Here is an 18,150-nt window from a genome sequence, read left to right as displayed (position 1 = left end):
ACGACGAACCGGAGGACACGGTGGTGTCGCCCGGCGCCGATGCCGTTCGCCGCCCGGTTCCTACCCCGGCAGCACCGTCCGGACCCCCTGATCGGACGTCATCCGCTTCCCGTCCCGGATGGCGCGCCCGGCGGCAGTTCCTGCTCGAACCAGACCACCTTCCCCGGCCCGAAGTGACTCGCTCCCCACCGGTGGGCAAGCCGGCTCACCAGCCGAAGACCGCGCCCGCATTCCTCCTCCGGCCCCGCCTCCCGCAGCACGGGCAGCGTGTGGTCCTCGTCCGACACCTCGCACAGCAGAGTGTCCGAGCGCACCAGACGCAGTTCCACGGGCCGCCCGCCCCCGTGCCGTACCGCGTTGGTGACGACCTCGCTCACCAGCAGCAGGGTGGTGTCGGCCAGCTCCGGCAGCCCCCAGCGCGCCAGTTGGCCGACCACCAGCCGCCGGGCCCGGCGTACGTCGGCCGCCGTGGGTTCCAGCCGCCAGGTCGTCATGTCCTCGGGCGGCATACCGTTCAGCCGGGCCATCAGCAGCGCGATGTCGTCCTTGCGCCCGCCGGACTCCGCGGTCGTCGACACCGCCAGCGCCCGGATGATCGTGTCGCATGCCTCGTCCATGGAGGCGGCCGGGTGCGCCGCCGATTCGCACAGCGCCGCCAGCCCGGTTCCGATGTCCTCACCGCGCACCTCGACCAGCCCGTCCGTGCACAGCACCAGCCGGTCGCCCGGTGACACCGGCACCCGTGCGGTCCCGAACGCCACACCTCCGAGGCCGATCAGCGCGCCGCCGGGCACGTCGATCAGCTCCGAGCGGCCGGTCTCGGCCCGTACGAGCACGGGAGGCAGATGCCCGGCGCTGGAGATCAGCAGCTCGCCGGCGACCGGGTCGTAGACGGCGTACAGGCAGGTGGCGAGATAGTGGTCGCCGAGCTGGTGTGCCAGGTCGTCGAGGTTGCGCAGCAGGCGCGCCGGTGGGATGTCCAGTGCGGCCATGGTGTGTACGGCGGTGCGCAGCTGGCCCATCATGGCCGCCGCGTTCAGCCCGTGCCCCATCACGTCCCCGACGACCAGCGCCGTACGGGAACCGGGGAGCCGGATGGTGTCGAACCAGTCGCCGCCGACGCGGCCGAGCGCGGTGCCCGGCAGGTAGCGGGTGGCGATGTCGCAGCCGGCCATACGGGGTGGGACCTGCGGGAGCATGCTCTCCTGCAGCGTCTCGGCCACCTGCTGCTGGTAGGTGTACATGCGGGCGTTGTCCAGGACGAGTCCGGCCCGGGCGGCGAGCTCGGCGCCGGTCCTGCGGTCCATGTCGGTGAACGGCTCGCGGCCCGGGCGGCGCATCAGCACCATGAAGCCGAGCACCACCGTGCGCGCCGTGAGCGGTACGACGAGCAGCGACCGGCCGCCGATCAGCGGGCGCAGGTCCCGCTTCTCGAACTGGGCGGCGATGCGCTCGCTCAGTTCGTTCCCGATGTGCGGGAGGAGCACGGGTTCCCCGGTCACCATGCACTGGAAGAACGGGGTCTTCTCGGGGAAGGTGATCTCCTCACCGACGGGGACGGTGTCGTCCCAGCGGCCCGGCTCGTCGTTGTGCTCCACCCAGACCCGGCGCCAGTCGGTGTTCACGTCCGGCGGGCCGTCCGGGAATCCCTCGCCGGCGAGGATCTGCACCCGCAGGTGGGTGCCCGCGAAGTCCGCGAAGCGGGGTACGGCGGCGCTCGTGACCTCACGGATCGTCCGGGCCAGGTCGAGCGAGCTGCCGATGCGGCCGCTCACCTCGTTGAGGAACTCCAGCCGCTCACGGACGGCGGCGTGTTCCAGGTCCTGTTCCAGGTCCTGGTCGAAGTCCTGGTCCTGGTCCTGGTCCTGGTCGAGGTCCGCACCCGGCATCGGCCCGCTGTCGGGGGCTGTCGTGCTGTCCGTGGGACCGCCGCCCGCCTCGGCCGTCCGTTTCCGGCGCTCACGGTACTTCGGCACCCCCCAGTCCGGCGTGACCGGGACGCGCTCGTACGTGCTCATCTCCAGTACGGGGTAGCCCAGTTCGAGCATCTGCGCCACGATCCGGCTCGCCGTGGCCGGCCCCATGTGCGGGAGGATGTCGGGCAGCCGGTCGGCGAGCCGGGCCGCCCCGGGGAATTCCGTGTGCAGCGCGAAACCGGGGGCGACCCGCTCGTGCGGGTCCCCGTCGTCGCCCAGCCGGGAGGCGTCGGCGGCCAGCACCAGCAGCCGCTCAGGACCCGGTACGGCCAACGGGTACGCCCACCACAGCACGTCCAGCGAACCGGAATCGGCATGTGGGTGCGGGTCGCCGCCCGGACGAGCACACTTGGCGCGCCCGGACGTGAGATGGCCCGCGAAATCACCGCCGGGCGGCCCGCAGGAGGCCGGGGCGAGGGCGTCGTATGCGTAAGGCCTGGTCAGGGCACCGGAGATGGGCAGCAGGTCGGCGGCGGGGGCGCCCACGGCGTCCTCCCTGCGGTGACCGAAGAGCCGCTGCGCACCGGAGCTCCAGTGGGAGACGAGTCCGTCGCCACCCACCACGACGACCGCGAGCGGAATCCGGCCGGACACGGCACGCTGCCGTGGAACCACAGCTTCCATGGGCTTGCGTTCCCTCCCAGCGGCAAGATCTTCAATAACATCATTACGGTACGGCGGGGTGGCGGCCGGCAGGTGGAGTCTGCGGGAAATGCCCCCATCGGGCACGGGAGCGGCCCCCGGCTTGCCCCGGCTCCTCCGCGGACCGCGCACCTCCCTATGATCGTTCGGACGGTGAGCCACGACGGCGGAGGTCCGAACAGCCATGGTGCAGCAGCGAGTTGTCATCGTCACCGGCGGGGGGACGGGTATCGGCGCCGCCACAGCCGGGCTCCTGCGCGAGGCCGGGCACCACGTGGTCGTCTCCGGACGCAGGCCCGAGCCGCTGCGACGTCTCGCGGAGGAGACCGGGGCCCTGGCGCACCCGTCCGACACCGCCGATCCGGACGCCGTACGTGGCCTCGTGGACGCGACGGTGAAGGCCTACGGGCGAGTGGACGGGCTGGTGCTCAACGCGGGCATCGGCCGCTCCGGAGCGGTGGGCGACCTGTCGGACGAGGACTGGGAGGCCGTCATGCGTACCAACCTGACCGGCCCCTTCCTGCTGCTGCGCGCCGCGCTCCCGCACCTGCTGGAGGCGCGCGGCGCGGTCGTCGCGGTCGCCTCGGTGTCCGCCCTGCGCAACGGCGTGGGCAACGCCGCGTACGCCACCTCCAAGGCGGCGCTGCTCCAGCTCTGCCGTTCCCTCGCCGTCGACTACGGACAGCGCGGGCTGCGCGCCAACACCGTGTGCCCCAGCTGGGTACGTACCGAGATGGCCGACCGGCGGATGGCCCGGTTCGCCGAGGAGGCGGGGCTGGCCGGGGAGGCGGGGGCGGCGGACGGCGGCGTCGAAGCGGCGTACGAGGAGGCGACCCGGCTGCTGCCGGGGCGGCGCCCCGGCGAACCGCGTGAAGTCGCCGAGGCGATCAGCTGGCTGCTCTCGCCCGCCGCGTCGTACGTCAACGGCGCGGTGCTCACCGTCGACGGCGGGGTGACGGCGCTCGACCCCGGAACGGCCGCGTTCGACTTCCGCATCACACCGCGCGAGCGCGGCTGAACACCGGCCGTCAGAGCCGGGGCGGTACGAGCGATGCCGTGTCCGGCAGGTACTGGGGATGGAAGGCGGCGAGCCCGGCGCCCGCGAGCCACCAGCCCCGGTAGACCAGGGCCCGGCACAGGCCCGCGTCGAGGCGGTCGAAGACGGTCGGCACGAGCGCCAGGTCCCGGCCGTCGAAACCGCGGTGTTCGCCGAACGCCTCGCGCCACCGGCGCAGCGGCGCCGAGCCGTCCGCCGGGAAGTCGGTGGAGAGCCCGGCCAGGACTCCGCGACGAGCACCGGGCGGGGGCGGTTCCCCCTGTCCGTCGGCACGTTGGCCGAGCTGGAAGCGCTCGACGATCGCCCGGGTCCGCAGGGCCGTGCTCTGCCGGTACAGCAGGGAGTTGGCCCGGGCGAGGTCGCGGATCACCGGGACACGGCCGTACGGGCCCGGCCTCAGGAGGCCTCCGGAGTTGAGGATGAACAGCAAGGCGTGGCGGTAGCGTTCGCTGTCGACGGCCTCCAGGCCGGTGTTGTCGTACGTTCCCCCGTCCAGCAGGACGGGCGCGTGCGTGGCGCACGGGAAGTGGGCGCCGTCCAGGACCACGGGCGGGAACGCGCCGGGAACGGCGGCGGAGGCGGCCACGGCGAGGCTCAGCTTCAGCCCCGTACCGGAGGTCGGGGCCAGTCCGGTCGTGTAGTCGCCGAAGACATCGCGTTCGAAGGCGAACCGGACGCCGGTGGTGAGGTTCGCCGCGTTGAGGATCCAGCGGACTTCCGGGTCGAGGTCCTTCAGTTCGATGCCGTCGAAGAACCATTCGTCCAGGCGCTTCGCCAGGAGTTCGGTACGGGTCATCGGGCCCAGCGTCCGCCACAGTCCCCGGACGAGCGACCGCTTGAGCGACCGGGACGAGACGCGTTCGATGACCGGTTCCACGACGAGTTCGTCGACGGCTCCGGCGGTGTAGCCCCGTTTCCTCAGGGCGGGCCAGGCGGTGGCGAGGCACGCGTTGGCGACCGATCCGCCGGAGACCGACGAGGCGTACCGCACGCTGGGCAGCAGCCCGGCATCGGCCAGCAGGCGTACGAAACCCAGTGCGGAGAGCGTGGCGCGGAAGCCGCCTCCGGAGAGGGTGAGCGCGACGGGGTCGGCCGCGCCGGGAGGTTCGGCCGGGCGGAGCGTGTCGCCGCACGGCCGCGCCTGCAGGCCCGTACCCACGGCGGGGGAGTCCACGAACCAGGTGTCCTCGGCAGGGGGCTTGGCCGCGTTCATCGCCGGTCACCGACCTCTATGACGAGCGCGGGGTCCGCGGACGGCCGTACGTCGACTTCGAAACTCCGCTCCGCCCCCAGGTCTGTGAGCGCGTCGGCCGCGAAGGCGATGTCGTTCGTCAGGTGGATGGCGTACTCGTCGTCCTCGTCCCGGGACTCGACGAGCCAGCGCAGGGTGTCTTCGTGCGGATGGTGGTGCTTGACGCCGTCGGCGGACACCACGTAGTGGTCGGCGTGCACGCTTTCGAAGAAGTCGCGTTCCACATTGCGTTCACTGCCGTGGTGCGGCAGTTTCAGCAGGTCGACGTGGAGCGGTTCCGAGTCGGTGAGCAGGCCGCCGGCCCGCAGCCCGGCGAGTATGCGGTCCCCCCGCGCGTCTCCGGTGAGCAGCGCGGTCCGGCCGTCGTGCCTCAGCAACAGGACGATGCTCGAAAGGTTCGGTACCGAGCGGTCCGTGTACGCCGCCGTGATCACATCGGGGTCTCGCCGCTTCTTCGCCTCCCGCCAGCGCTTCTCCAGCTTCTCCAGGGCCACGTCGTCGGGGGCGACGACGGTGACGTGGAGGTCGTCGAGTGTTGTTTCGGCGCCCTCGGTCAGTGGCCCCCCGAACAGGGGGTTGCCGTCCAGGCCCAGTGCCGTCGCTTCGTCGCGGATGGCCCGCCCCTGACCGTAACTCGCTTTGACCGCACCGCTGTTGGTCAGGGCCTGGTCGACGAGCGGCTGGACGGACGCGCTCAGTCCGGGGGCCCGCCGGTCGACGAGTTCCTCCACCGAGTTGAACCAGAGTCTCGTCACGTCGAACGGATCGGCGAGCTCTTCGCGTCGTGCCCGGCGTATTTCGGCGAGCAGCCTGAGCAGTCCGGCGGCGTGGTCGTCGTCGACATGGGACAGGCAGACGACGTCGATCCTCGGGGCGCCGTCGCCGCCCGGCGCCAGGTGCGTCAACCGGTCGCGCAGCGAGTCCTCGTAGACCCCGCCGGGCCCGCCGTCCACGAGCATGACGCGCTGGTCCGGTGCTCCCCACCGTACGAGGAAGCAGTCTCCGTGCCGGGCGTCGAGGAAATCGAAGGTGAACATGACGGGCCTCCTGCTTCCTTTGGACGGACTTCCTTTAGACGGACTGCATCGCCCGCAGGACATCGACCAGTCCGTGTCCCTGGAAGTCCCGCTCCCTGGCGAGGTCCGTCGCCGTGGAGCACAGGACCTGCTTCACGCGCTCAGGACGCCCCAGCAGCTCCCGGTTGCGGGCCAGCAGCATGGCCGCGGCTCCGCTGACGTGCGCCGCCGCCTGGCTCGTCCCGTGCATCGCCGAGATGCCCGCTCCGGGGATGGGACCGTCGATGTCCTCCCCCGGCGCCAGGAGGTCGGGTTTGGGTCTGCCGTCGCCCGTGGGGCCGCGGCTGGAGAAGTAGCTGACGCCGTGCCGGTGCGGATTGCTGCGATGTGTCGAGCCGACGGTGATGACGGACTCCGCGTTGCCGGGGTCGGAGATGCTGATGCTGCGGTAGTCGGCGCCCAGGGTTCGCATCGCCCCGCTGAACCCGGCGTTCCCGGCGGCGGCGACGACCACGACTCCCGATCGCGCCAGGTGATCGCATTCGATGCATACGGGCGTCCAGCCGGTGGAGTGGGTCGCGACGTCATGCGGTACGGACAGGCTGATGTTGACCCCGGCGATGACGAACCGGCCGGCCTGCTCGTTGATGTGCCGCACGGCCTGAAGCGCCGTGACGATGGAGAACTCGTCCCCTTCGCCTTTGTCGTCGAGGACCCGGAAGTCGTACAGCCGGATCGTCGGGCAGATGCCGCGGAATCTGCGGTCGGGCCACGAGGCGCCCAGGATTCCGGCGATGTGGGTGCCGTGCGGGTCGCCGGGGGTGGTGTACGGCACGTCGGTCCGCGTCGCGCGGTTCTGGGGGGCGGGGAGCTCCATTTCGACGTACGGCAGGGCACGCGACCAGTCGATGAGACCGTTCTCCAGCGCGTCGGCGGAGAGGGTTCCGCGTACGCCGACGAAGTTGAAGGCGCGGATGACGCGTGACGCCAGTTGCTCCGCGGGGGTGCTGGCCGTGTCCCAGTCGTAGAACGCCGGGTGCCGGGCGTCGATGCCGCTGTCGACGATGGCCCAGCCGATCGAACCGCAGTCCACGGAGAAGACCTGCTCGGCGGCGTCGGCCTTGATCGTGGACCTGGACCGGACGACGGCGGGCGCGGCTTGGCGGTTCGTCGTCACGGATGTGATCGGGTGCCGCTTCCTGCGGTCGATGACGCCCCTGGACGGCGCGTCGGCCGGCCGCGTCAGGGGTGACTCCAGGGCAACGTCCTTCAGCATGCTGGTCATCGCACCGATCAGTGCCGGTTCGTCCAGTGCCGGTTCGTCCGCCGGGGTGCGGCGCAGGTCCGGTTGTGACGCGGCGATGACCGTGCGCAGCAGGCCGAGGAACCACATGAGGTGCCTGCTGCGTTCCTGGCGCCGTTCGATGTTGTCGTGAACGTCGCTGGTCGGCGGGCTTTTGTAGTGGCCGAGGAGCGCGGCCTCGACGCCTTCGGGTCCTACCTGTCCGGCGAGTTCCTTCGCGAGGCGGATGAGACTGAGCAGGTTGGTCATGGGAAGCACCGCTTGCACCACTTCGCCGAGCGTCAGGCGGGCCGCCACGAAACTGCCGGCCGCGACCGGCTGGCAGTCGGTCATGCCCAGCTCCCTGAAGTGCTGCAGCACCCGCTGTACGCCGTGCTCCTCGTTGATCGCGAGGATCAGGTCCTCGCGGTGTTCCGGCCCCGGCGGCGACGGCTGGGTGAGTGCCAGCCAGGCATCGAAGCGCACGGGGCAGTCGGTGGCCCACGGAATGGGAAACCGCCCTTCCCCGTAGAACGCCGTCTCAAGGTCGTCGCGGTCCATGAGTGCTCCCGGATCACCGCAGCCGGATCAGCGCGAAAAACGGCTGCTGGGAAGGGATGAAGGAAGGGACATCGGGCCCGAACCGGGGTCTCTCCCATTGTCCGTCCGGCGTAATGGCACCGCAATTCCTCGCCAGTTGGTCAGCGCACGCCCTCGGGGCGGAACTGAACGCTGATGCGCGGCCCCACGGCACGCGACGTCTTGGGGATGGCGTGTTCCCACGTGCGCTGACAACTGCCGCCCATGACGATGAGGTCGCCGTGCCCCAGTGGCTTGTGCACGGTGGCCGAGTCGCGCCGGCGCGGCCTCAGCGCCAGCTGCCGCGGCGCGCCCAGAGACAGGATCGCGACCATGGTGTCCTCGCTGCTGCCCCGGCCGATGGTGTCCCCGTGCCAGGCGACGCTGTCCCGTCCGTCGCGGTAGAGGCACAGCCCGGCCGTCACGAACGGCTCGCCGAGTTCGGCGGCGTAGTGCGCGTTCAGTGCGGCACGGGCCTCTTCGAGGCTCGGGTGCGGCAGGGGGTCGTCCGCGCCGAAGAACGACAGCAGGCGCGGCACCTCCACCACGCGCTCGTACATGACCCGCTGCTCGGCGCGCCATTCGACGTCGCGCGCCAGTACGTCGAAGAGCGCGTCGGCCCCGGTGACCCACTGCGGGAGTACGTCGATCCAGGCGCCGTGCCCGAGTTCCGTACGGCGCAGCCCGTCCAGCGGGCCCAGCGCGATGTCGTCCCCCTGGTCGAAGAGCGAGCCCTGGAGGTGTACGGCCATGCAGCCAGCGTACCCCCACTCAAACAAACGTACGAATTACCTAACGGCCGACCGTCCGCCCCTCGTCGGCGAGCGGCACGAAGAAGCGCGCCACCTGCCCGGACGATCTTTTCTGTACCGCGTGAAGCTCCGCTGTTGGCCCGGTTAAGAAAACCTCGATGGACCGGGCGGCGCCGGGGCGACAGATTGGTACGCGTTCAGGATCACCTCCCATCCCGGCTGGAGCCGAAGCCATGAAGGCACTTGTCAAGCAGTACGCCGAGCCCGGGCTGTGGCTGATGGATGTGCCGGAGCCGGAGACGGGCCCCGGTGATGTGCTGATCAAGGTGCTGCGTACCGGTATCTGCGGCACGGACCTGCACATCAGATCCTGGGACGGCTGGGCCCAGCAGGCCGTCTCCACGCCGCTCGTCCTCGGCCACGAGTTCGTGGGCGAGGTCGCGGCCGTCGGCGCCGACGTCGCGGACATCGCGGTCGGAGACCTGGTGAGCGGCGAGGGCCACCTGGTCTGCGGGAAGTGCCGCAACTGTCTCGCCGGACGCCGGCACCTGTGCCGCTCCACCGTCGGGCTCGGTGTCGGCCGTAACGGCGCCTTCGCCGAGTACGTCGCCCTGCCCGCCTCCAACGTGTGGGTGCACCGGGCGAAGGTGGACCTCGACGTGGCCGCGATCTTCGACCCGTTCGGCAACGCCGTGCACACCGCGCTCTCCTTCCCCCTGGTCGGCGAGGACGTGCTGATCACCGGCGCCGGCCCGATCGGCATCATGGCGGCGGCCGTCGCCCGGCACGCCGGTGCGCGCAACGTCGTGATCACCGACGTGAGCGAGTCACGCCTGGAGATCGCCCGCAAGGCCGGCGCGACGCTCGCCCTCAACGTCGCGCAGTCGGACATCGCCGACGCGCAACGGCAGTTGGGCCTCAAGGAGGGCTTCGACATCGGCCTGGAGATGTCGGGCCGGCCGGAGGCGATGCGCGACATGGTCGCGAACATGACGCACGGCGGGCGGATCGCCATGCTCGGGCTGCCGGCCGAGGAGTTCGCCGTCGACTGGTCGAAGATCGTCACGTCGATGATCACCGTGAAGGGGATCTACGGCCGTGAGATGTACGAGACGTGGTACGCCATGACGGTGCTGCTGGAGGGCGGTCTGGACCTGAGCCCGGTCATCACGGGCAGCTACGCCCACCAGGACTTCGACGCGGCCTTCGACGAGGCGGCGACCGCCCGCAGCGGCAAGATCATCCTCGACTGGACCAGCTGAGCCACGTACCGCTGCGCGGGGCCTGTTCCCCTACCCGCCCCTTCCCGAACTGGGGCAAGCCCCAGACCCCGGACGGGCTGGATTTCCCGGTGCGGGCTGGATCTGCCGCGCAGCGGCAACTCTCAGCCCCTCCGGCGTTTGAGAAGCGGGGTCCGGGGCGGAGCCCCGGCAGCGCTCCCGGCCCTACCAGCCCGTCCGGCGTTTGAGGACCGGGGTCTGGGGCGGAGCCCCAGTTCGGGAAGGGGCGGGTCGGGGAAAGCCCCGCGCAGCGGCAACCCACCCGGACCGCCACCAGCGCCCACACGCACGCACGCACCGCCCACCGCCCACCGCCCACCGCAAGGAGACGCTCACCCATGTACACCTCCGTCCGCGAAGACCTCCGCACCACCCTCGACGAAATCCGCACCGCCGGCCTCTACAAGCCCGAGCGCGTCATCGCCACCCCCCAGAACGCCTCCGTCTCCGTCCCCTCCGGCGACGTCCTCAACTTCTGCGCCAACAACTACCTCGGCCTCGCCGACCACCCCGAAGTCGTCGCCGCTGCCAAGGGCGCCCTCGACCGCTGGGGCTACGGCATGGCCTCGGTCCGCTTCATCTGCGGCACCCAGGAGATCCACAAGGAGCTGGAGCAGCGCCTCTCCGCCTTCCTCGGCCAGGAGGACACGATCCTCTACTCCTCCTGCTTCGACGCCAACGGCGGCGTCTTCGAGACCCTCCTCGGCCCCGAGGACGCGGTCATCTCCGACGCCCTCAACCACGCCTCGATCATCGACGGCATCCGCCTCTCCAAGGCCCGCCGCCACCGCTACGCCAACCGCGACCTCGCCGACCTCGAGCAGCAGCTCAAGGACACGCAGGACGCCCGCCGCCGCCTCATCGTCACCGACGGCGTCTTCTCGATGGACGGTTACGTCGCCCCGCTCGCCGAGATCTGCGACCTCGCGGACCGCTACGACGCCATGGTCATGGTCGACGACTCGCACGCCGTCGGCTTCGTCGGCCCCGAGGGCCGCGGCACCCCCGAACTCCACGGCGTGATGGACCGCGTCGACATCATCACCGGCACCCTCGGCAAGGCACTCGGCGGCGCGTCCGGCGGTTACGTCGCCGCTCGCGCCGAGATCGTCGAGCTGCTGCGCCAGCGTTCACGCCCGTACCTCTTCTCGAACTCCCTCGCCCCGGTGATCGCCGCCGCGTCGATCAAGGTCCTCGACCTCCTGGAGTCGGCGGACGAGCTGCGGGAGCGCCTCACCGCGAACACCAAGCTCTTCCGTACGAAGATGACCGAGGCCGGCTTCGAGATCCTCCCCGGCGACCACGCCATCGCCCCCGTCATGATCGGCGACGCGGCGGAGGCGGGCCGCATGGCCGAACTCCTCCTGGAGCGCGGCGTGTACGTGATCGGCTTCTCGTACCCCGTCGTCCCCATGGGCGCGGCCCGCATCCGGGTCCAGCTCTCGGCCGCGCACTCCACCGCCGACGTGGAGCGGGCCGTGGCCGCCTTCGTCGACGCACGGGCGACAATGGCTGGGTGATCGACCCCAGACGACTGCGCATACTGCGGGCCGTGGCGGACCACCGGACAGTGACCGCCGCGGCGGCTGCGCTGTATCTGACGCCCTCCGCCGTGTCCCAGCAGCTCGCCGCGCTGGAGCAGGAGACCGGCCACACCCTGCTGACCCGCAGCGGCCGGGGCGTACGCCTGACAGCGGCCGGCGACATCCTGCTGGCCCACGCCAACGCCGTACTGGCACAGCTGGAGCGGGCCGAGGCGGAGCTGGCGGCGTACGCGGGCGGGGCGGCCGGTGAGGTGCGGGTGGTGGCTTTCGCGACGGGCATCGCGGAAGTCCTGGCCCCGGCCATCGCCCGTCTCGCGGACGGCCACCCGGACATCCGCGTCCGCGTCCGGGATGCCGAGGGCGACGAGAGCCTGCCGCTGGTGCTGGACGGGGAGGCGGACGTCGCCCTGGCGGTGGAGTACCGGGGCGCGCCGCGCGAGGACGACCGGCGCCTCGCGCGCGTACCGCTCTACGCGGAGCCGTTCGACGCCGTACTGCACGCGTCGCATCCGCTCGGCCAGAGTCCCACGGTCTCTCTCGCGGAACTGGCCGACAGCGACTGGATCGGCCCGTACCCCGGCAATCCGTGCCACGACGTGATGCTGCTGGCCTGCGAACTCGCCGGCTTCGAGCCGCGGCTGGTGCACTCGTCGGACGACTTCCGCGCGGTGGTGGCGCTGGCGGGTGCGGGGGCGGGGGTGGCGCTGGTACCGCGTTCGGCGCTGCGCGGGATGGAGCTCAAGGACACGGTGGTACGCCCGGTAGCGGGCCCGGCGGCGACCCGCCGGGTGTTCGCCGCGGTGCGGCGGGGAGCGGAGCGTCATCCCCTGATCAGCCCGGTACTGGGCGCACTGGCAGAGGCAGCGACCGGCCTCACGACCGACTGACGCCGTCGGCGGCTCGGCGCCGCCCCGGCCCACAGTCGCCGGGCGGGCCGGTTTGCGCAGCGGACGGAAGCAGCACACGCAGCCGGACGTGCCGACGCGGGGGGGCGCAGCACATGCCAGAAATGCCGCACACGGCAGACCCAACACACCCACCCCGCCCGCCACACGCCCAGCCCGCCCTCCAGCACACTCCGACCTCGCCCCGCCATACGCCCCGCCCGCCCTCCGGCCTCGCCCCGCCACACGTCCCGCCCGCCCCCGGCCCGCCCTCCGGCACACCCCACCCCCTCCCCCGCCGCGCACCCAGCCCGTCCGGCGTTTGAGGACATGCCCGGTGGGGCGCCGGGGCTGGGGGGCCTGCCCCGCGCGGCGGAGCCGCCCATGTCACGGACGGGAAGGGGACGGGACGGGACGGGACGGGAGGGGGAGCGCCGCAGGCATTCCGCCCCTGCGTCGGTCGTGTCCGCAAAGTCTCTCCTGGCTAGCGACGCCCGGCACGCACTCCCTCGTAACCCGTCGGGCACGGCAGGTGCCCCCCGTGCTGCGTGGCCGGGTCCCAAGTGAGGGCATCCGGCGGCGCCCTGCGATCGCACGCACCAGACGCCGCGGGCCCCGCCCTCCGGGCGGACGGCGATACCTTGCGGGCACTCCCTAGCCGGTCACCGCCGGCGGCTGTTGGGCCGTCAGGCCGGGTGCCTCATCCACACGCGGCAGCTGCGGCTCGGGCTGCGGCACGGGCTGCGGCGGCGCCTGCCCCTCGGTCTGCCCCTCCGCCTGCCCCACCTGCGGCGGACCCTGCTGCTGCGCCGCCCGCTCCAGGAACCGCAGCAGCTCCACGGGGAACGGCAGTACCAGCGTCGAATTCTTCTCGGCCGCCACAGCCACCACCGTCTGGAGGAGCCGCAGCTGGAGCGCCGCCGGCTGGTCGGACATCACCCCGGCCGCCTCCGCCAGCTTCTTCGACGCCTGAAGCTCCGCGTCCGCGTTGATGACCCGCGCCCGCCGTTCCCGGTCTGCCTCGGCCTGCCGGGCCATGGACCGCTTCATCGTCTCCGGCAGCGACACGTCCTTGATCTCGACCCGGTCGATCGATACGCCCCACCCCACAGCGGGGCTGTCGAGCATCAGCTCAAGTCCTTGGTTGAGCTTCTCCCGGTTGGACAGCAGATCGTCGAGATCGCTCTTGCCGATGATCGACCGCAGTGAAGTCTGCGCCATCTGCGAGACCGCGAACCGGTAGTCCTCCACCCTCACGACGGCGTCGGCGGCGTCCATCACCTTGAAATAGATCACCGCGTCGACCCGGACCGTGACGTTGTCGCGGGTGATGCCGTCCTGCGCCGGCACCGGCATCGTCACGATCTGCATGTTCACTTTCCGCATCCGGTCCACCACAGGAACGATCATGGTGAAACCGGGGCCCCGGATGTCCTTGCGGAGCCGCCCGAGGCGGAAGACCACGCCTCGCTCGTACTGCCGCACGACCCTCGCCGCCGCCGCGACGTACACCACGGCGGCCGCTCCCGTGGCCGCACCGGCTGCCAGAAGCTCGTCGAGCATCACGACCCCCATGGGTCCGAACGCATCTTATTTTTCACGATACGCCCGGAATTCCACCCCGGTCGATACGCGGCCCAGGCGCACCAATTGAACATGGAATCCATTTGCATGTAGCGTTCGGTGACCTCGCACCTTCGTCCACTCCCACAGGAGGACCCCATGGCCGTACCCAAGCGGAAGATGTCCCGCAGCAACACCCGCCACCGGCGCGCGCAGTGGAAGGCCACCACGCCGCAGCTCGTCCCCGTCACCGTCGACGGCTCGGTGTACCGCGTGCCGCAGCGGCTGGCCAAGGCGTACGAGCGCGGGCTCCTGCGCCCGGAGGGCTGACCGGCATGACCGGTACGACCGGTACGACCGGGGCGACCGGGGCGACCGGGGCGACCGTCACCGCCTTCCACCGGCTGCCCGTGACCGTGCTCTCCGGGTTCCTCGGGGCGGGCAAGACGACCCTGCTCAATCACATCCTGGGCAACCGGGACGGCCTGCGCGTCGCCGTGATCGTCAACGACATGAGCGAGGTCAACATCGACGCCGCGCTCGTGCGGGGCGGCACGGCGGCGCTCTCGCGCACCGAGGAGCGCCTGGTCGAGATGACCAACGGGTGCATCTGCTGCACCCTGCGCGACGACCTGCTCGAAGAGGTCGACCGGCTGGCGAGGGAGGGCCGCTTCGACTATCTCCTCATCGAGTCGAGCGGCATTTCCGAACCCATGCCGGTGGCGGCCACGTTCGCGTTCCCCCGCGACGACGGGGCGACGCTCGGCGACCTGGCCCGGCTCGACACCATGGTCACCGTCGTGGACGCCGCGGGCTTCCTGCCCGAGCTGAACGGCGGCGACGGACTCGCCGAGCGCGGGCTCGACCAGTACGAGGACGACGACCGCACCGTCAGTGACCTTCTGATGGACCAGATCGAGTTCGCCGACGTCGTCGTGCTCAACAAGCTCGACCTCGTCGATCCGGAGACGGCGCACCGCCTGCGGGCGGCGCTGTCCCGCCTCAACCCGGCGGCCAGGATCGTGGCCGCCACGCATGGCCGCGTCTCCCCCACCGACGTACTGGGCACCGGACTCTTCGACCTGGAGCGCGCCCAGGAGGCGCCGGGGTGGGTGCGGGAGCTGAACGGCGACCATGTGCCGGAGACCGAGGAGTACGGCATCTCCAGCACGGTCTTCCGCGCGGACCGCCCCTTCCATCCGGGGCGTCTGTGGGACTTCGTCACCCGCGGGCTCGACAGTGGAGCGTACGGGCAGGTCCTGCGCTCCAAGGGCTTCTTCTGGCTGGCCACCCGGCCCCGCGTCACCGGCCTGTGGTCCCAGGCGGGCGCCGTGGCCCGCTTCGAGCCCTCGGGGGCGCGCGACGCGGACACCGAGCAGGGGCAGGAGCTCGTCTTCATCGGTACGGGGCTGCGGGACGGGGCCCTGCACGCCGCGCTCACGGCGTGCCTGGTCACGGCCGGCGAAGAGGCCCCGGTGGACGACCCGTTCCCCGCCTGGGACACGTACGGCATCGACGACGTGTGCGAGCACGAGCCGTCGGAGGGGCTGCGGCCTCTTACAGCGGCGCTGCCGGGAGCGTGACCTCGAAGCGGCAGCCGCCCTTCACGTTGCGTACGTCGGCACGCCCCGCGTGGGCCTCGACGATGCCGCGGACGATGGCGAGCCCGAGGCCGGCGCCCCCCGGTGGCGTACGGGCCTCGGTGCCGCGCCAGCCGGTGTCGAAGACGCGCGGGAGGTCGTCGGCCGGAATGCCGCCGCAGCCGTCCGTGACGGACAGGACCACGCGGTCCTCGCGCAGTTCGGCGCCGACGGCCACTGTGCCGTCGGCGGGGGTACGGCGGATCGCGTTGACGAGGAGATTGGCGAGGACGCGGGTCATCTCGCGTGCGTCCACCTCCAGCGGGAGGGCTTCCGCCGTGTCACCGACGAGGCGTACGCCCTGCTCACGGGCGAGCGGGTCGGCGCCCGCGAGCGCCTCGCCGATGAGGTCGTGGGCGGAGATGCGTACCGGCGTCAGGGCGAGCGCGCCCGCGTGGATGCGGGAGAGCTCGAAGAGGTCACCGACCATGGAGTTGAGCCGGTCGACCTCGGTGCGCATCTGCCGGTGGTAGCGGGCCGGGTCGGCGACGACGCCGTCCTCCAGCGCCTCCGACATGGCGCGCAGCCCGGCGAGCGGGGTGCGCAGGTCGTGGGAGATCCAGGCGACGAGTTCGCGGCGGGAGGTCTCCAGGGCGCGCTCGCGTTCCCGGGAGGCGGCCAGTTTCGCGCTGGTGGCCGCCAGTTCGCGGCCCAGCGCGTCGAGTTCGGCGGTGGACGAGCCGGTGGGGGCTGCGAAGGAGCCGCCGTCACCGAAGGTACGGGCCGCCAGCGTCAGCGCGTTGCTGCGGGCGACGACCCAGCGGCCCAGGATCAGCGCGGTCGCCAGGGAGACCAGGGCGGCCATCGCCACGACCATGGTCACCACCGTCAGGTCGTGCGGTGACAGGAACATCGCCTTGCACACGGCGAGAGTGCCGGCGAACATCGCGGTGACCGTGACGGCGGCGACGACCGTCAGCGAGACGGCGACCGAGCGCCTGCGCAGGAGACGCAGCACCACGGCGCCGAGCAGGCCGGCGGCGGCCGCCCCGAAAAAGGCGATGAGGGCGATGAGCGGCAGGTCACGCACTGGCGACACCCCGTTCTTCGCCGGTACGACCGTGGACGGCGGCGGGGCGTTCACCAAAGCCGGGGCCGTTGGCCGCAGCGGGGCGGCCCTCAGCGGCGGGGTCGTCGGCGCCGGAGCGCCCCTCCACGCCGGGGTCGTCGGCGGCGGGGCGGTCGTCGAAGCGGTAGCCGACGCCCCAGACCGTCTGGATGAGGCGGGGCCGGGCCGGGTCGTCCTCGATCTTGCCGCGCAGCCGCCGCACATGGACCGTGACGGTGGACAGGTCCCCGAACTCCCAGCCCCAGACGTCGTGCATCAGCTGCTCACGGCCGATGGCCTCACCCCGGTGGCTCATGAGGTGCGCGAGGAGGTCGAACTCCCGCAGGGTGAGGGCGAGTTCGCGGCCCCCCTTGGTGGCACGGCGGCCCGCGGGGTCGAGGACGATCCCGGCGGCCCGCACCTGCGGGCCCAGGTGCCGGTGCTGGGCGATGGCCCTGCGGAGTACGGATTCGACGCGCAGCACCAGCTCGCGCGGGCTGAACGGCTTGGTCACGTAGTCGTCGGCCCCGACCTCCAGGCCCAGGATCCGGTCGTCCTCGTCACCGCGCGCCGTCAGCATGATGACCGGGACGGGACGGTCCGCGCGCAGTTCGCGGCACACCTCAAGGCCGTCCATGCCGGGCAGCATGAGGTCCAGGACCACGAGATCGGGCCGGTGGTCCCGCGCCTGCCGCAGCGCGGTGGGGCCGTCGGCGGCCTGTGTCACGGTGAAACCCGCACGTTCCAGGTAGCCGGTGACGACCTCGGCGACGGTCGGATCGTCGTCGACGACCAGGATGTTCTGCATGGGCCAAGTCTCGCCGACGTACGGGCGGCGACGGCCGTTCGGGCCCTTACGAAGCGATGACGGCCGGACGTCCGCCGGTGCTCGCCGGTTGTCCGATTCCTTCAAGAGCGGGACCCGGCACCCCGCCTACGTTGAACGCATGACTCCACGACTTGACGCCATCGGAATCGTGGCCGCCGACATGGCCGCCTCGCTCGCCTTCTACCGGCTCCTCGGCCTGGACATCCCCGCCGACGCCGACACCGCCCCGCACGCCGAGGCGACGCTGCCCAGTGGCCTGCGCGTCCTGTGGGACACGGAGGAGACCATCCGCTCGTTCGACCCGCAGTGGAGCAGGCCCGAGGCCGGCGGCGACCGGGTCGGCCTCGCCTTCCGCTGCGACAGTCCGGCCGAGGTCGACGCGGTGTACGACGCGCTGATCGCCGCCGGGCACCGTGGGCACCTCAAGCCCTGGGACGCCTTCTGGGGACAGCGTTACGCGGTGGTGCTGGACCCCGACGGCTGCGGTGTCTCCCTGTTCGCCGACGCCACGTAGGCACCCAGCGTCGTGCCGGCCAGAGCGCGCATCTCGCGCGAGAGGTGCGCCTGGTCGGCGCAGCCGGCGGCGAGGGCGGCCTCGGCGTACGGCAGGCCGCCGCGTACGAGCGCGAGCGCGCGCTGGAGCCGCAGGATCCTGGCCAGCGTCTTGGGGCCGTACCCGAAGGCGGCGAGTGAACGGCGGTGCAGTTGCCGGGCGCCGAGACCGACGGCGTCGGCGGTCGCCGCGACGGTGCGGCCGGCGGCCAGTTGGCGGGCGACGGCGCGCAGCGCCGGGTCGGGCGGGGGCG

General features: G+C 71.8%; 16 protein-coding genes. 7 read left to right on the top strand and 9 right to left on the bottom strand.

Annotated features, from left to right (window positions below):
* Positions 1 to 98: 98 nt before the first annotated feature.
* Positions 99 to 2,600 (bottom strand): SpoIIE family protein phosphatase, encoded by a 2,502-nt coding sequence (locus tag J7E91_RS12285; protein WP_214901971.1) that lies wholly within the window; start codon positions 2,598 to 2,600, stop codon positions 99 to 101.
* Positions 2,601 to 2,802: 202 nt separating this feature from the next.
* Between J7E91_RS12285 and J7E91_RS12280 the strand changes: the two genes are divergently transcribed.
* On the top strand, positions 2,803 to 3,636 hold the full coding sequence (locus tag J7E91_RS12280) for an SDR family NAD(P)-dependent oxidoreductase (protein ID WP_214901968.1): 834 nt from the start codon (positions 2,803 to 2,805) through the stop codon (positions 3,634 to 3,636).
* A gap of 10 nt (positions 3,637 to 3,646) precedes the next feature.
* On the opposite strand, the gene J7E91_RS12275 is transcribed toward J7E91_RS12280, so the two are convergent.
* From J7E91_RS12275 to J7E91_RS12260, 4 genes are all read right to left on the bottom strand, one after another.
* The gene (locus J7E91_RS12275; RefSeq protein ID WP_214901965.1) at positions 3,647 to 4,888 is read right to left on the bottom strand and encodes a patatin-like phospholipase family protein; all 1,242 of its coding nucleotides are present in this window, start codon (positions 4,886 to 4,888) and stop codon (positions 3,647 to 3,649) included.
* Positions 4,885 to 5,964 (bottom strand): ComEC/Rec2 family competence protein, encoded by a 1,080-nt coding sequence (locus tag J7E91_RS12270; protein WP_214901962.1) that lies wholly within the window; start codon positions 5,962 to 5,964, stop codon positions 4,885 to 4,887. Before J7E91_RS12270 ends, J7E91_RS12275 begins: the two co-directional genes overlap by 4 nt.
* Positions 5,965 to 5,998: 34 nt before the next feature.
* Complete coding sequence (locus tag J7E91_RS12265) at positions 5,999 to 7,786, bottom strand: S8 family serine peptidase (RefSeq protein ID WP_214901959.1); 1,788 nt, start codon at positions 7,784 to 7,786, stop codon at positions 5,999 to 6,001.
* A 140-nt stretch (positions 7,787 to 7,926) separates the two neighbouring features.
* Complete coding sequence (locus J7E91_RS12260; protein ID WP_214901956.1) at positions 7,927 to 8,556, bottom strand: alpha-ketoglutarate-dependent dioxygenase AlkB; 630 nt, start codon at positions 8,554 to 8,556, stop codon at positions 7,927 to 7,929.
* 233 nt (positions 8,557 to 8,789) lie between these two features.
* Between J7E91_RS12260 and tdh the strand changes: the two genes are divergently transcribed.
* The 3 genes from tdh to J7E91_RS12245 all read left to right on the top strand — a co-directional run bounded on the left by tdh (position 8,790) and on the right by J7E91_RS12245 (position 12,267).
* Complete coding sequence (tdh, locus tag J7E91_RS12255; protein WP_214901954.1) at positions 8,790 to 9,818, top strand: L-threonine 3-dehydrogenase; 1,029 nt, start codon at positions 8,790 to 8,792, stop codon at positions 9,816 to 9,818.
* A gap of 356 nt (positions 9,819 to 10,174) precedes the next feature.
* Complete coding sequence (locus J7E91_RS12250; RefSeq protein WP_214901952.1) at positions 10,175 to 11,356, top strand: glycine C-acetyltransferase; 1,182 nt, start codon at positions 10,175 to 10,177, stop codon at positions 11,354 to 11,356.
* The gene (locus J7E91_RS12245; protein WP_214901950.1) at positions 11,353 to 12,267 is read left to right on the top strand and encodes a LysR family transcriptional regulator; all 915 of its coding nucleotides are present in this window, start codon (positions 11,353 to 11,355) and stop codon (positions 12,265 to 12,267) included. Before J7E91_RS12250 ends, J7E91_RS12245 begins: the two co-directional genes overlap by 4 nt.
* A 651-nt stretch (positions 12,268 to 12,918) precedes the next feature.
* Here the strand turns inward: J7E91_RS12245 and J7E91_RS12240 are convergent.
* Positions 12,919 to 13,827, bottom strand: a complete 909-nt coding sequence (locus J7E91_RS12240) for a slipin family protein (RefSeq protein WP_214902384.1) — start codon at positions 13,825 to 13,827, stop codon at positions 12,919 to 12,921.
* A gap of 159 nt (positions 13,828 to 13,986) precedes the next feature.
* Between J7E91_RS12240 and rpmF the strand changes: the two genes are divergently transcribed.
* Both rpmF and J7E91_RS12230 read left to right on the top strand, forming a co-directional pair.
* The gene (rpmF, locus tag J7E91_RS12235) at positions 13,987 to 14,157 is read left to right on the top strand and encodes a 50S ribosomal protein L32 (RefSeq protein WP_028814853.1); all 171 of its coding nucleotides are present in this window, start codon (positions 13,987 to 13,989) and stop codon (positions 14,155 to 14,157) included.
* A gap of 5 nt (positions 14,158 to 14,162) precedes the next feature.
* The gene (locus J7E91_RS12230; RefSeq protein ID WP_214901947.1) at positions 14,163 to 15,410 is read left to right on the top strand and encodes a GTP-binding protein; all 1,248 of its coding nucleotides are present in this window, start codon (positions 14,163 to 14,165) and stop codon (positions 15,408 to 15,410) included.
* Here the strand turns inward: J7E91_RS12230 and J7E91_RS12225 are convergent.
* A complete protein-coding gene (locus tag J7E91_RS12225; RefSeq protein WP_214901944.1) occupies positions 15,385 to 16,497 on the bottom strand; it encodes a sensor histidine kinase KdpD in 1,113 nt (370 codons plus the stop codon). The genes J7E91_RS12230 and J7E91_RS12225 overlap by 26 nt on opposite strands.
* Entirely contained in the window at positions 16,490 to 17,323 is an 834-nt protein-coding gene (locus tag J7E91_RS12220) for a response regulator transcription factor (RefSeq protein ID WP_214901941.1), read from the bottom strand. Before J7E91_RS12220 ends, J7E91_RS12225 begins: the two co-directional genes overlap by 8 nt.
* Positions 17,324 to 17,462: 139 nt before the next feature.
* Between J7E91_RS12220 and J7E91_RS12215 the strand changes: the two genes are divergently transcribed.
* Positions 17,463 to 17,858 (top strand): VOC family protein, encoded by a 396-nt coding sequence (locus tag J7E91_RS12215; RefSeq protein ID WP_214901938.1) that lies wholly within the window; start codon positions 17,463 to 17,465, stop codon positions 17,856 to 17,858.
* Here J7E91_RS12215 and J7E91_RS12210 read toward each other — a convergent pair.
* The coding region (locus J7E91_RS12210; protein WP_214901936.1) for a helix-turn-helix domain-containing protein at positions 17,798 to 18,150 on the bottom strand (353 nt) is incomplete at its 5' end. The genes J7E91_RS12215 and J7E91_RS12210 overlap by 61 nt on opposite strands.

It is taken from the genome of Streptomyces sp. ISL-99, from assembly GCF_018614005.1.
Taxonomy (GTDB): Bacteria; Actinomycetota; Actinomycetes; order Streptomycetales; family Streptomycetaceae; genus Streptomyces; species Streptomyces flavidovirens.
Note: the sequence above shows the minus strand (reverse complement) of the source record. Positions and strands in the feature narration are given on the sequence as shown.